This is a genomic window from Embleya sp. NPDC059213, assembly GCF_042754445.1.
GTDB lineage: Bacteria > Actinomycetota > Actinomycetes > Streptomycetales > Streptomycetaceae > Embleya.
Genome location: NZ_JBHZAV010000231.1, coordinates 1 through 13,190, shown reverse-complemented (window position 1 = coordinate 13,190; position 13,190 = coordinate 1). Strand labels below are relative to the sequence as shown.

Sequence of the window (13,190 nt, the reverse complement as noted above, 5' to 3'; positions counted from 1 at the left end):
CCCTGGCTCGACGACGACCAGCAGGACCTGTGGCAGGCGCTGCTCACGGTCGTCGTCGCCCTCCCCGCGGCCCTCGACCGCCAACTCCAGCGGGATGCGGGCATCTCCAACTTCGAGTACGGCGTGCTGGCCCGGCTGTCCGCGGCCGACGAGGCCACGATGCGGCTCAGCGACCTGGCCCGGGTCTGCGACAGCACCCAGCCCCGCCTGTCGAAGACGATGGACCGCTTCGAAACCCGCGACTGGGTCGCCCGCCGACCCGACCCCGGCGACGGCCGCTACACCCTCGCCACCCTGACCGACACCGGCCGGCACAAACTCGTCGAAAGCGCCCCGGAACACGTCGCCCAGGTGAAGCGGCTCGTGTTCGACCCCCTCACCGCCGCGCAACGCCGCCACCTGGAGACCGCACTCACCCGCATCGCCGCCACCGTGCGCCGGGAACTCGAAGGAGGCTGAACGCCGTCCGCGGGCGGGGCCTTCCGTCCGCTCTGCGACGCCGGTGCCGCGGTGCACGGGGAAGGTGCGGCCCTCGGCGGCGGTGTGGCCATACGCCGTGACGAAGCCGCCCTCCATCCGGACCGGGCGTTGATGCGCCGGCCGGCGGTGCCATCGGCGCCGCCGCGGCAGTTTGCCCGCCGTCCGGCCCGGGAGCCGACGGGCCGCCGTCGTCACGGTTCGAGGTCGACGACCCCCTTGCCGCCCGGCACGTCCAGCGGCACGGAGACCTGGTCGTTGCCACGCGAACTCCCATGACAGTGCCCGGCGTTACCGTGCGCCCATGACAACTCCCGACGGCGGCATGCCGTTCCACGACCGCTACCGGTGCGACTACATCGTCAGCCCGGGGCCCGGGTCCACCCCTTCCTTCCAGGAGTACGTACGACTCGCCCGGCAGGGCGGACCGGAGACCGTGTCCAGCCTCCTCGCCGACAGCGGGGGCAAGGAAGAAGACCTCGACGAACTGGTCTACAAGCTGTTGTGCGTGGCCTCCGACTTCGGCCACGAGGAAGCCGCGGACCTCATCGACGACCTGTTGGAGACGTCCTCGCTCCGCTACGACGACGACGGCTTCGTCCAGGGCAACGCCCACTTCGAGTTGGCCTTGGCGTACCTGCGCGGAAGCGACGGCCTCCCGGCGGACCCCGAGAAGGCCCGCGAGCACCTCGGCACGGCCCGCGACTGCCACTGGCCGTTGGGCGCCGACGGCGGCGAGACCCTCCTTGCCGCCGCCCGAGCCGTCCTGTCACCACCCCAACGCGTCGTCTTCGACGGGATATACGGCGCGGACCGACCCGGCAGCTGACCACCCGGGCCGACGTCGGCGGCGTCTGCCACCGTGACCGACATGTCCGAGAAGGGACAGCGGGGAACGGCACGTTGACCGCACCCCGGACCGGATCCGTGCCCGACCCGGTATCCGGTCCGGGGCGGGGCGGTAGGCGGCAGGCTCTGTTGCGAGCGGGGGCCGGGGACGGCAGCATCGAGCGGGGGTCGGTCCGGCGATGGGGGCGCGCCGGACGGTGGAGGGTCGGGCGTGGCTCGGCGGCGGATCCGGACGGCGGTCGGCCTCGATGTATCGCCCGGGTGCGCGGTCGCCCGATCGGATCAGGACCCGGGTCCGGCGCGTCGCGGACGCGGGGGTCGGTGGCTGGGCGCCGGGGTCGGGGGAGGCCCGAAACCCGCAGCCGTCCGACCCCTCCCGAAGCAACTCACCACGTCCCCGGGAACGAGGCATAAGGTGGTATTGGCGGCAGCCCGAGAGTTTCTGGAGGCACGCCGTGACGTTCGTTCAACTCATCGAATGCAAGACCGGCAGGGTCGACGACATGAACCGGCTCATGGACACATGGGTCGAGCAGACGAAGGGCAAGCGGACCGCGACGCACGCGATCGTGGGTCGGGACAGGTCCGACGCGACGCACATCGTCGAAATGGTCGAGTTCCCGTCGTACGAGGAAGCGCAACGCAACTCGTCACTCCCCGAGACCAACCGGATTTTCGAGGAGATGGTCGCGCTGTGCGACGAACCGCCGACGTTCACCGACCTCGACGTGTTGCGTGACGAACAGCTCAACAAGCAGAGCGCGCTGCGCCTCTTCGAGGAGGTTATCGCCAAGGGAGACCTGGGTCGACTCGACGAGCTCTTCGCGGCCGACTATCACGATCACGACGTCGCCAACGACGAGGACACCCGCGGCGTCGACGGCATCCGCCGGGAGATCGAGGGCTACCGGGCGGCGTTCGACTTCGAGTTCACCGTGGACAGCGCGCTGGCGGACGGCGACGAAGTCGCGGTCCGGTGGAGCTGGGTGGGCAGGCACATCGGCGAGTTCGGCGGCATAGCGCCGACGAACGAGAACGTCTCGTTCACCGGCATCACGAACTTCCATTTCCGTGACGGCAAGATCGTGGAAGGCTGGTGGAACTGGGACAACCTCGCGATGCTTCGCCAGGTCGGCGCGATCACGCCGTAGCGCCGGCTCCTCCGGCCACGGTCGCTTCGGAGCCCGTCGGCGGCCGGGTCTGGGACGACGACGGCAGCGGCGCGCAGGACTGTCTCGCCTGCTGGAACCGAGTGGCCTCACCGACCGGCCAGAGCGGCTGGACCGACCCGCACACCATGCTGATGGCGGTCAACTCCTACCGCACCGCGAACAACTACGACACCACAGCCCCCACCGACACCGTGTACGTGCTGCAACTGCCGATACTCGACGACAGCACGGGGAACGTCGCGCAGGTGCCGGCGCCGACCAGCGCCGCCGAACCGCCCGAGTACACCGATCCGGTCACCGACCACCGGGTGATCGTGCCGTGCAACGCGATCCACGACCCCGGTATGACCGCCGCCCAGCAGGTCGCCGACACGCCCTTCCACACCCTGGAACGTCAGGTCCGTTACCACCGGGTGCTCTTTCGCGACAACACCACGGGCGGCACCGACCAGGACCCCTACGAGGACGTCACCGTGGGCGTCTCACAGGACCGGAGCAGCACCTTCTCCGCCGACTACAACGTCGACGTCGGGTTCTCCCTCGGTGTGTCGATCGGCTCGGACGACCGGGGCAGCATCGGTGGCGAACTCGCCGCGAACTACGGCATCGGGCTGGGCTACGCCACCACCACCGACGTCGGTGTGAGGCAGGCGACCACCAAGCACATGGACCTGCACGTACCGGCCCACACGTCCGGCGCCCTGTGGGCCCAGAGCCACCGGATCAGCCCGCGCCGCATGAACGGCGATTCGGTCGACGCGAACGACGGCCTCGCCTTCGACCTCAACGACGTCACCGTCTCCAGCACCTACCCGCCGGAACCCACCGGCTGAACCACGCCCGGTCCCGGAACCGGCGCGGGCCCCGAGGGCCCGACCTCCCCGGGGCCCGCGCCGCGGTCTCCGGTCGTCTCGTTCCCCACGCCGACCACCCGTCGTGCGCGTCGAGTCGCCGAACACACCGGCGGGAATCCGTGCCGCGCTGCCCGAGGATCGGCGTGCGGCGTGCGGCGTGCGGCGTTCGACGCGGAAATGCACGCCACGCCTCGTTCGCGTCAGCTGCCCGGGTGGTCCTTGACGTACAGGGCCCACTTGCGTTCGAACGCGGCTCGGTCCAAGCCCGTTGCGGCGGTGAGCGCGGCGTCGAGGCGACTCGCGTCGCGATAGACCTCGGCGACGAACGTGTGGGCCTTGCCCGTGCCGAACTCTTCGGCCAGGAAGCGGATCGCCTGCATCGACAGGTGGTAGTTGATCGACGACGTCGCGGGGTCGGCGCTGTGGATCTCGCCGTCGGTGGGGAGCCTGCCGGTGAATCCGCCGTCCTTGACGTGCGCGCGTGCGGTCGGGTTGTACATGTTCGCCATCCGGGGGTTGGACCACGGCAGCGACTCGGCGAATCCCTCCGCGACCCAACTCACGTGCTCGGTCCACGCGGGGGCGAAACCGGCGACCATCGCGTGACCCAGTTCGTGTTCGACGATCGACTTGAATATCGCGTCGTCGGAGGTGGCGAACCCCTTCCCCGCGCCGTCCACGACGACGCGACATCCTGCCTGTCGGGTCTGTTTGCCCTCGGTCGAGGTGAGGGGGGCCAGGCCCACGCACACGCCCGCCGCGGGGCCGCGCCCCTTGGTCGTCGCGATCTCGTCGAAGGTACGTCGATCGGGCGTTATGTAGACGACGAAGCGATCGACCGGCAGTCGCGGGCCGCGCCACGCATCGAGATCGCGCCGGGCCGCGGCCTCCGCCTTGTCGGCCCAGGTCGCCGGCTCGGCCTTGTTCGCGACGGCCGCGACGAGGACCACATGCGGGCGCCTGTGTACTCCTCGTCGACGCGCCACACATGGGTCCGGGCGGCCATCTCGGGTGTCATCGTCCTCAGGGGTCCCCGGGCTCGTGTGTCATGCCGTCGACCCTGGGTACACCCCGGCGGTGGGTGATCATCGGAATACGTGCTGACCCGCCCGAGCTTCGCGGGTGGGGCTGCGTTCGTGCTCGTCGGCGTCGGCGTCGGCGTCGGCGAACGTCGGATGTCGGTCCCGCGAACCTGTCGGGTTCGCGGGACCGTTCGCGGTTTGCGTGTGGGGATCAGTCGACGAGGTCCACATGGCTCTGGCTGTGCCGGGTGGTGTGGGTCAGCCGCCTTGGCCGGCGCTGCCGATGGGGCCGACGTTGATGGGGGAGCCGGTGCCGTCGACGACGGGGACGGTGGGGGTGCCGGGCCAGGTGAGGGTGATGGTCTTGGTCTCTCCGGGCGGGGTGACCTGGAGGCCGGTGACCTTGACGCCGTGGTCGCCGGTGGCGCCGCTGGGGTAGGTGACGCCGAAGGAGACGGATGTGTTGCTCTTGAGGGTGAAGGGGTCGGCGGGGGCGCCGACGCGCTTCGCGGAGAGGGGTCCCTTGGCGGTCTGGAGGTCGACGCCGGCGAAGCCGGACATGGTGCAGTTGTGGCCGATGTTCTTGAAGGTGACGGCGACGGTGAGTTCGTTGTCGCCGCCGATGGTGGCGTCCTGTGCGGTGGCCCGGAGGTCGTCGGTGCGGCACTTGCCGATCGAGGTGTCGTCGCCGCCGCTCCCGCCGCCTGTGGTGGTCGTGCCCTGGCCGCCGGAGGTCTTCCCGGGGGAGACCTTCCCGGCGGGTTCGGTCCCGCCTCCGCTGCCTCCCGGGGTGCCGCCGGTGGTCGACGCGGCGGGCGGGGCGGCGGGCGAGGAGCCCTGGGCGGCCCCGGTGTCGGAGTTCGAGTCCGTGTCCTGGCATGCCGTCGTCATCATCGCGCCGCCGAGGACGGCGGCGGAGAGGAGGAGGGCGGTGCGACGGTTGCGGAACATGAACGACCCCTTGGTGTCCGGTGGTTGGAGCCGAAACGCTCTCGGCTCCTCGGTGCCTGCCCGACCGACTATGGTCGGCCGGCCGGCCCGGGCGATACCCGAGTCGTCGCACCACGACACCGCTGTCGCCAACCGGTGACATGGTCACGAGAAGGAACGCCAACGACCCGGACCCGCCCCGCCCCACTCCCCGACGACACCACGTTCGCCCTGGTCACAGCCGTCCCGGCCGCCCAGGCGGACGGTGTTACAACGGCCCCGCCGGCCGCTGACCCGACCACCGGACCCGTCCACGGCTCGGCAACACGCCGCCCCACCACACGTGTTCCGGACGACTGTCGGCCCGACGGCCTCTCGTCGTCGGCGTCCCGGGCCGGGTTGGGCTCTCACCCGTGACCGACGGTGGGAGTCCCGGGCGAGGGCGGGGTGTGTGGCGGCGTACCGTGGATCGACGTCGTGCGGGTGTGGCGATTCGGGGGGCGAAATGGGCGTCGACGTCCAGGCGTTGCACGGGCCCTGGAGCGATTCGTTGCGGGAAGCGTGGAGTTGTGGAGCCGCTGGGGGAGTACTGGTCGGAGCGACTGCGGTCGTCGGGTCGACACGGTGCGAACCGGTGTGCCTGATCACGCAACCGGGCGTTGAGTTCGTCGACGGCTCGGAGCGACTCCTGCCCCTTCACTCCGCCCCGAGCCCTCATTGCTGCACCCGGTGGACCGAGACGCTCGAACGCCAGACCTCTGGCCACGCGAGCTTCGCACTCCCACGACGACGAAGGCCCCTCGCGGGTCGGAACGCTTCGCCATACGAGTGCTGTTCCTCCTGGTGGTGGCCCCGGTCATCGGTTCCTACGCGGGTGTGCCGTTGCCGCTGCTGTCCCTGCTCCTGACCTGGGCGGGTCTGTCCGCGCTGCTCGCGTTCGGCGAACGACACTCGATCCTCGCCCGAGAGATTCTCCCGCACACATCCCTTCACGCCGTAGTCGACGAGACCCACCGACGGCGCATGATCGAGTCCGCACGCCGGCAACGCGAACTGCACGCCCGGCTGCGCCGTCTCGAACAGGGCCAGGACGACAGTCGACGACTGGTTCTCGAACGCGAGCTGGACCGCCTGCATCGCTGGCCCACACCCACACCCACGCCCCCCACCTCCGGCGGGCCCCGACGTTCCCCACTCCCGGCCTCCGTATCTCCGGTCGACATCGCGCTGTCCTGGGGCCCCCGCCCGACCTGGTGGGGCAACGCCCGCCGTGCCTCGTTCTTCGCGGGCATGACCGGCATCCCGGCCACAGCCGTGATGTTCTGGGCAGAGAGAATCAAGGGCGATCTCCGAACGAACCTCACATACGATCGCCACGCCCTGCTCGATTCGATCACGGACCTGGCCTCCTGGCAGGTCACCTGGGCCGGGGCGGGGTTCGTCCTCGGCGCCCTGTGGCGGGTCCTGCCCGGACGGCGCGGACCGATGCGCGCGCTCTGCCTGTCCGCGGTTTACGCCCTCCCCGTCCTTTTCGACCGCATGCTCAACACGGCCTTCCACCAGGCAGTCGGAAACCTCACGCTCGCGACCGCCCTATTGCTGCTGATCCTGACCGTCACCGGCATAGCCATGGACATCGACACCTTCCGCGTCGAACGCAGGTATTGGCCCACCCGAGCGGGACTGCTGCTCTCGCTCTACCAATTGCGTACGGCGTCGATCCAGATCGCCTTCCTCATCGCCCAACTCGCGGCCATCCTGTCGATTTGGCAGCAGGTACGGCACGGCTCGCCCGCAGCCCCGGAGCCCGACCCACTCGACGGAACGGGCGCGCCCGCCCCGGCCGCACCCGGCGCCGGCGGCTGAGACCCTGCCGAGTTCCCGACGATGCGCACCTGGCTGTTCCGACTCGACGGGAGAGAGTCCAGCACCGAGGAACCTGCGGTCGAAAGCCCGCTGCTGAGCCGGGAGTCAGGCGGCCGCAGGTGTTCCGGGCCTCGGCCGGTGAGCCGACCCGCCAACTCGTCGCACCGGTGTCCCGTCGAGACCGACCACGCCCTCGAAGTAGCCGGCCTCGACCCGCGCGCCCGCGTCCCCGCGCGCCGCCGCCAGCGCCGACACCACGGCGCCCCGGGGCAGTTGCGCGCTCGGAGAGCTTGGTTTCCTGTCGGGCTTTCCTGAGATCCGCCGGTTGATCACCGCCACCGTCGCCCCGTACGCCGCCCTGTTCCTCTACGACGCCGCCAGAAAGATCAATGGCCGCAAGCGGCACCTGGTCGTCGACACGCGTGGGCTTCCCTTGCCGGTCATGGTCACCAGGGCCGACCTGAGCGACCGCGACGCCGCCGAGGAAATGTTGTTCAGGCTCGGGTTGATGCACCCCGAGATCACCATCGTCCGGGCGGACTCCGCGTACGCCGGCGCCCTCATCGAGTGGGCGACGGCCCACCTGAGGTTGACGATCAAGACCGTCAGTCGGCCCAGGAACGCGGTCGGTTTCGTCCAGTTGCCCCGCCGATGGGTGGTCGAAAGGTCGCTGGGGCCGGATCATGCACGCCCGCCGACGCGCGGGGGACTACGAGAGGCTGCCTCGGCACAGCGAGGCTTTGATCACGTGGGCCGCCATTACCCTCATGACGAGGAGGTTGGCCCGGCCCGGCCCGATCAAGGACCGTTCCTCTTGCGCCGACGCCCCTCATGCCACATGAAGATCGCGACCGGGACGATCACGATGGGGCCGATGGTTGCCGCAGATCGTCCCTACGTTCTCGAACTGCCTACCGGAGCGCGCCCTGGCGGGGCCCACCCGGGACAGGTGCCTCCCGGCGGGCGGCCGCGAGGATGAACATCGTCACTGCGGCGAGCCCGGGACCGTACGCACCGAGGGTCAGATACCTGGGGATTTCGTCGGCGCGGAAGCCGCCTCCGTCCGGGGCGGTGCACGTGAAGCCGAACGGCAGGATGCTGCCTTCGATGCCGTTGACGTGCCTCGACTTGTCCGCTCCGCCCGCGCGGATGCAGGCCTGGGGCGGGCTGGAATTCGTGCCGCCGTCGGTGGAATCCAGGATCGCAAATCCGACCGCCAGGAAGCCTACGGTGAAGAACGCCGCTGCGACGGCACCTGTGAGAGAGGCGGCACCGAAGAGTACGTTCCGCTTGCCGGGTCTGCCGGCGGCATGACGGATAAGAGTGGAAAGTCCGGTGACGGCAAGAATGAGGGAGGTGAAGGCAGCGATGAGTGCGAGAAGTAGATATCCCATCAGCGGCACCGCGCCGGTGCCGACGATTCCATGTTCATCATGAAGCGATGCTAGGGGACCTTGCCACCTGCGGTTCCCCGCGCGACGGGAACTTCCGCTCTCGTTCCTTAAGTTCGTACAAGCGGATTCCTCAACCGGAACCAACACATACGCGCCACCGTCGACTTGCCAAGGCGCCTTTTCGGTAGTGAAACTGCCGTCGCTTCACCCAGGCAATCCTCGCCACGTCGGATGGTTGGGGAAGCGTTGATTCCTCCGGCGTCGCCGACTGCATCAGGCATTGCCATGATCGCCATCCAGAAACAGGTACATACAGTGGTACCTGGTATGAGATTGGTCCGGGCATGACGACCGGAGGGGAATTCTCGCTGGACGATACCGAGGCGGACCTGCGCGAGAATGAGCCCGACATGGACCGGATCCGTGCCGACCTCGCCGCTGTGACCGGCATTGCGGCGGTCACCGACTTTGCCGATACGGTGCTGTATCACCTGCTGTTCGCGTTGCCGCGGGGGCATGCGGGCGCACCGAGGGGATCGATATGGCGACGATTACGGTGGATGTGGCGGTTCCCGACGCGCTGCGGCCGGTCGTGGATGTGGCAGCGTTGCCGGCGGCCCTCGGTGAGGCGGGGCCGGCGTGGCTGGTGTTGTCCGAGGACGGACGGCTGGCGCGGTGGACGCCGACGACCGGCGAGGTGCGGGAGGTGGCCCGGTATCGGGAGGAGAGGCCGGCGTGCGAAGACGGTGGCGGCGTTCGACTGCGGCTTCATGTGTCTCGATGTGGCCGTTGGGCGGCGGTGGTTCAAGACCGCGGTCGGTACGGCACCGTCGTCGATCTCACCACCGGTTCGCCGGCGTTGAAGTTGGACGGCGGGGGTTACTGCTGTGAAACCGTGCCGTTCGCCTTGGCGTTCGCCGAACACGGTGGCCGGCCGGTTGTCGTCCATCGCACCGACTGGAACCGGTTGGATGTCACCGATCTCGCGTCCGGCGAGGTGCTTACGGCGCGGGACAGCCGGGATGAAGACGAGGACGATGCGGAGTACGACCTCGATTACTTCCACGGCGCGCTGTCGCTTAGTCCTGACGGGACTCGTGTCTACGACGGTGGTTGGGTGTGGCAGCCGTGGGGGATGCCGGCGGTGTGGAGCCTGACCGCCTGGTTGCGCGAGAACCCGTACGAGTCCGAGGACGGGCCCAGCCGTGCGGTGTATCCCGAGGTCTCGGAGTGGAACCGGCCGGTGGTGTGGATCGACGACGGGCGGATCGCGGTGTACGACGGGGGCGATGCCGGCAGCGGTACCGTCCACGTTCTCGACCCCACCTCGATCGAACTGCGCTCGGCGGGCGTCCGGTGGATCAAGGCGGTCGCGACGTTCCCCTGGTCGGTCGGCGATTTCGGCTTTTTCACCGACGGAGAGCATCTGCTGATCGCCGACGAGGCCGGTCTGCAGGGCGTCGACATCACCGGCGGACAGCGGGTGTTCGCGATCGACGGGTTCCGCCCGGCGCGTCAGGATCGACATACCGGAACGCTGATCCAGGTCGGCGGCGCCGGTGCCCGGTTGTGGACGCCGCCGCGGTGGACCGCGCGCGCCGGCTGAGCTGCCAGGTCCCGCAGGGTGCCGAGCGGGAGAACATCGGCGTGTCCACACCGGAAGGGCTCGACAGCAGATCCAGCCCGACCTGATCATCCCCACCGGCAAGCGCAAGGGGCGCAACCCCACGGTGGCCGGCATCCACCGGGCACTGGCCGAGTACGTGTCGCGACGGCGAGGCGGTCGCTGATCGAGCTGGTCGCCACCTCGCCGTGTGCGCCGTTCGCGCCGTCGTCGACCCGGGTGACCACCGGCCCGCGTCCGTGCACCACCGCAGCCCATCCGGCGGGATCGGTGTGCCGGTCCACGCGGGGGTAGACGTCGCCGACGTCGCGCCGGATCACCGCGGGGACGAACGCCTCGCGCCGCACTGCGCTCATCGCCTCGCGTACCCACGGGGCCCGCGAGAACGCGCCCTGCGCGTCGAGTTCGCGCATGGCGTCCTCGTGGGCGGTCACGGCTTCTTGTGCTCGCCGCCGCGGGGCTTGTGCACGTCCGGGTTCTGCCCGTCCTGGCCCGGGGTCGGTTGCGGCGTGTCGTCCGGCTTCTTGTCGTTCGGCTTCTTGTGCTCACCCATGACGAGCCCCTCGGATACCGACAGTCATTCGACCATGGCGCGCCGGTCCCGCCGAGGCAACACCGTCGTCGACCTCACGGAACCCGCTCCCCCCGCAGGGGCGCCCGCCGACGGGCCGGCGCGGTCTTGATGCTCCGGTCGGTGGTGTGGCTGCGGGCACGTGATGTCGGGGCTGTCGAATGCGGCGGCGTGGAGTGCGGGTCCGGCGTGCCCTGACACAGCCTCGCCTCTCCGTGCGTCCGGATGCCTTCCGGTCCGGCCCGACCGGCGACGCGAGCGCTGTGCCGGATCGGTACGACCGACCGGTGGCGGGGCCCGGCCCGGTCGGGGTCGGGGTGGTCGTAGGGGTCCACCCGCGTCTCCACCCGTTGTTCCACCCATGGGTCCAGGCGCGGAGAAGGGCGCCGGCGGCAGTCTGGCGACATGACCACCACAGACTGGATCACCGACATCCTCCTCGTCCTCGTCGTCTTCCGGCAGTTGCGCGAGGACCGACTCGACCGCAAGACCTTCCTCCTCCCGCTGGGGATCGTGGGTTTCGTGGCGTTCAAGTACCTCCACTCGATTCCCACCGCGGGCAACGACACGGTGTTGATCGGCGCGTTGATGGCGATCGGCGCCGCGCTCGGCGTGGCGGGCGGCGTCTTCACCCGGATCCGCTTTGCCGGCGGGCATCTGCTGATCAAGGCCGGCGCGGTCTCCGCGGTGTTGTGGGTGCTGGGCATGGGCGCGCGGATGGGGTTCCAGGTATGGGTCGACCACGGCGGTGCCGACGACGTCGCCCGCTTCAGCCTCGCCCACCACATCACCACCGGCCAGGCATGGGTCGCGGCGTTCGTGCTGATGGCGCTCACCGAGGTCGTCACGCGGGTGGCCACGATCTTCGTACGGAGCCGGATGGCGACCCCCGGGCCGTCGGCGAACGCGGCGCGCTCCGTGTCGTCCCTCGACCGGGTGGCCTGACCGTGGGATATGGTCGCGCCGTGCCCGTACCCGAGAGCGTCCCCGTCTTCGGGCCGTCCTCGGGGCGGGAGCCCGGCCCGCGAGCGATGGTCCGGAGCGATCCCCGGGTGCAGTGGGCCGTCAGCCTGGGCGTCGTCGCCGTGGGTATCGCGACCATCCGCCCGATGGGTTTCAGCGGTCACGGCCTGGCCGTCGTCGTCCTCGTCGCGGTCAACTCGCTGTTCCTGCTGGGCCGAAACATTCCCGACGACAAAGTCCCGGCACGTGTGGCCGTCGTATGGATGTCGTTGGGCATCGTCGCGGCGGCCTGCCTGATCGGCACCGCCCGCAGCGGCACCGGCTACCTGTTTGCATACTTCCTCGTCGGCCACATCGGCTACCGGCTCCCACCCGCCCGGGCCGTCCCGCTCGCCGCGCTGGCCGGTCTGCTCTGCGGTGGAGTGTTGTACCTGCGTCTGGGCCCGGGCCACGAGGCGTTGCCCTGGGGGCTCGGATTGTCCATCGCCCTGCCGGTGGTGGTGGGCATCGTCAGCCGCAGTCGGCAGCGGGCGCTGGAGGCCGTGCTCGCATCCGCCGAATCCGCCGAGCGCGCCGCCCGCGCCGAGGCCCGCACGGCCGCACTGGCCGAGCGCAGCCGCATCGCCCGGGACGTGCACGACGTGCTCGCGCACTCGCTGGCCGGAATCAACATGCAACTCGAACTGGTGGACGCCCTCCTCGACACGGGCGACCTGGCCAGGGTCCGCGAGGCCAACGACAGGGCACACAGTCTGGTGAAAGAGAGCCTGAAGCAGGCCCAATGGACCGTTCACGTGCTGCGCGAGGACGCGCTGCCGCTGTTGGAGAGTTTGACCGCCATGATCGAGTCGTCGGGTCACCGGGACGCGCTCACCGTCGCCGGCACCGTACGCGAACCACCGGCCCGAACGGCCCAGCACCTGCTGCGGATTGCCCAGGAGGCGCTGACCAACGCCGCCCGGCACGCGCCCGGGGGCGATGTGCGGGTGCGGGTGACGTTCGCCGCGGCGTCGACGACACTGGGGATCCGTAATGGCCCCGCGACCCGCGCGCCGGCCGGGGGAGGCAGCGGCATGGGACTGATCGGAATGCGCGAGCGCATCGCCATGGTGGGCGGAACCCTCGCCACGGGACCGATCACGGAGGGACCGGACCGAGGTGGCTGGCAGGTGGAGGCGGTGATCCCGGGATGAGCGACACCACAGGGCACGACCCGCGATCGACCGACGCGCCCCGGCGCCTGCGGGTGGTCGTGGCCGACGACCAGGCCGCCGTCCGCGAGCCGCTCGCGGCCGTGCTCGCCCTCTCCGAGGACATCGACGTCGTCGCAGCCGCCGCGGACGGGGACGAGGTGCTCGCCGCCGCGGCCGCGGGACCGGTGGACGTGGTGCTCATGGACCTGCGCATGCCCCGCACCGACGGCATCGAGGCAACCCGCCGGTTGACCGAGGACCACCCCGGAGTGGCC

14 protein-coding genes and 1 pseudogene are annotated in these 13,190 nt (G+C 70.1%); 10 read left to right on the top strand and 5 right to left on the bottom strand.

Annotated elements, in window-relative coordinates:
* The 4 genes from ACFXMF_RS42565 to ACFXMF_RS42550 all read left to right on the top strand — a co-directional run.
* A partial coding sequence (locus ACFXMF_RS42565) for a MarR family winged helix-turn-helix transcriptional regulator (RefSeq protein WP_380021129.1) occupies nucleotides 1-459 on the top strand: 459 nt, incomplete at its 5' end.
* A 322-nt stretch (nucleotides 460-781) separates the two neighbouring features.
* Nucleotides 782-1,306, top strand: coding sequence for a hypothetical protein (locus ACFXMF_RS42560; protein WP_379992800.1), 525 nt, complete (start codon nucleotides 782-784; stop codon nucleotides 1,304-1,306).
* A 475-nt stretch (nucleotides 1,307-1,781) separates the two neighbouring features.
* Entirely contained in the window at nucleotides 1,782-2,477 is a 696-nt protein-coding gene (locus ACFXMF_RS42555; RefSeq protein ID WP_360310156.1) for an ester cyclase, read from the top strand.
* A 101-nt stretch (nucleotides 2,478-2,578) separates the two neighbouring features.
* On the top strand, nucleotides 2,579-3,331 hold the full coding sequence (locus tag ACFXMF_RS42550; protein WP_379992801.1) for a hypothetical protein: 753 nt from the start codon (nucleotides 2,579-2,581) through the stop codon (nucleotides 3,329-3,331).
* A gap of 221 nt (nucleotides 3,332-3,552) precedes the next feature.
* On the opposite strand, the gene ACFXMF_RS42545 is transcribed toward ACFXMF_RS42550, so the two are convergent.
* Nucleotides 3,553-4,302, bottom strand: coding sequence for a hypothetical protein (locus ACFXMF_RS42545; protein WP_379992890.1), 750 nt, complete (start codon nucleotides 4,300-4,302; stop codon nucleotides 3,553-3,555).
* A gap of 330 nt (nucleotides 4,303-4,632) precedes the next feature.
* Nucleotides 4,633-5,325, bottom strand: a complete 693-nt coding sequence (locus tag ACFXMF_RS42540; RefSeq protein ID WP_380018113.1) for a DUF4232 domain-containing protein — start codon at nucleotides 5,323-5,325, stop codon at nucleotides 4,633-4,635.
* Between the two features lie 708 nt (nucleotides 5,326-6,033).
* Between ACFXMF_RS42540 and ACFXMF_RS42535 the strand changes: the two genes are divergently transcribed.
* Nucleotides 6,034-7,170, top strand: coding sequence for a DUF6185 family protein (locus tag ACFXMF_RS42535; RefSeq protein ID WP_379992129.1), 1,137 nt, complete (start codon nucleotides 6,034-6,036; stop codon nucleotides 7,168-7,170).
* 367 nt (nucleotides 7,171-7,537) lie between these two features.
* Nucleotides 7,538-7,967, top strand: a pseudogene (locus tag ACFXMF_RS42530) (transposase); the annotation flags it as partial.
* A 114-nt stretch (nucleotides 7,968-8,081) separates the two neighbouring features.
* Here ACFXMF_RS42530 and ACFXMF_RS42525 read toward each other — a convergent pair.
* Complete coding sequence (locus ACFXMF_RS42525; protein ID WP_360310164.1) at nucleotides 8,082-8,564, bottom strand: hypothetical protein; 483 nt, start codon at nucleotides 8,562-8,564, stop codon at nucleotides 8,082-8,084.
* Nucleotides 8,565-9,363: 799 nt separating this feature from the next.
* Here ACFXMF_RS42525 and ACFXMF_RS42520 point away from each other — a divergent pair.
* Nucleotides 9,364-10,170: a hypothetical protein gene (locus tag ACFXMF_RS42520; RefSeq protein WP_379992130.1), complete on the top strand. Its 807-nt coding sequence runs from the start codon at nucleotides 9,364-9,366 to the stop codon at nucleotides 10,168-10,170.
* Nucleotides 10,171-10,256: 86 nt separating this feature from the next.
* Here the strand turns inward: ACFXMF_RS42520 and ACFXMF_RS42515 are convergent, their stop codons facing one another.
* Nucleotides 10,257-10,622 carry a hypothetical protein gene (locus tag ACFXMF_RS42515; protein ID WP_379992131.1) on the bottom strand — a complete coding sequence of 122 codons (366 nt, stop codon included), beginning with the start codon at nucleotides 10,620-10,622 and terminating at the stop codon, nucleotides 10,257-10,259.
* Nucleotides 10,619-10,741 carry a hypothetical protein gene (locus tag ACFXMF_RS42510; RefSeq protein ID WP_379992132.1) on the bottom strand — a complete coding sequence of 41 codons (123 nt, stop codon included), beginning with the start codon at nucleotides 10,739-10,741 and terminating at the stop codon, nucleotides 10,619-10,621. Before ACFXMF_RS42510 ends, ACFXMF_RS42515 begins: the two co-directional genes overlap by 4 nt.
* Before the next feature lie 423 nt (nucleotides 10,742-11,164).
* Between ACFXMF_RS42510 and ACFXMF_RS42505 the strand changes: the two genes are divergently transcribed.
* From ACFXMF_RS42505 to ACFXMF_RS42495, 3 genes are all read left to right on the top strand, one after another.
* Nucleotides 11,165-11,704 (top strand): hypothetical protein, encoded by a 540-nt coding sequence (locus tag ACFXMF_RS42505; RefSeq protein WP_360313884.1) that lies wholly within the window; start codon nucleotides 11,165-11,167, stop codon nucleotides 11,702-11,704.
* Between the two features lie 107 nt (nucleotides 11,705-11,811).
* The gene (locus ACFXMF_RS42500; protein ID WP_379992134.1) at nucleotides 11,812-12,915 is read left to right on the top strand and encodes a sensor histidine kinase; all 1,104 of its coding nucleotides are present in this window, start codon (nucleotides 11,812-11,814) and stop codon (nucleotides 12,913-12,915) included.
* A partial coding sequence (locus ACFXMF_RS42495; RefSeq protein WP_380021127.1) for a response regulator transcription factor occupies nucleotides 12,912-13,190 on the top strand: 279 nt, incomplete at its 3' end. The genes ACFXMF_RS42500 and ACFXMF_RS42495, both read left to right, overlap by 4 nt.

What these genes read in the sequence shown, in the direction of transcription:
- ACFXMF_RS42510 (WP_379992132.1), bottom strand. Translation starts at nt 10,741, where the DNA reads ATGGGTGAGCACAAGAAGCCGAACGACAAGAAGCCGGACGACACGCCG.
- ACFXMF_RS42540 (WP_380018113.1), bottom strand. Translation starts at nt 5,325, where the DNA reads ATGTTCCGCAACCGTCGCACCGCCCTCCTCCTCTCCGCCGCCGTCCTC.
- ACFXMF_RS42505 (WP_360313884.1), top strand. Translation starts at nt 11,165, where the DNA reads ATGACCACCACAGACTGGATCACCGACATCCTCCTCGTCCTCGTCGTC.
- ACFXMF_RS42560 (WP_379992800.1), top strand. Translation starts at nt 782, where the DNA reads ATGACAACTCCCGACGGCGGCATGCCGTTCCACGACCGCTACCGGTGC.
- ACFXMF_RS42525 (WP_360310164.1), bottom strand. Translation starts at nt 8,564, where the DNA reads ATGGGATATCTACTTCTCGCACTCATCGCTGCCTTCACCTCCCTCATT.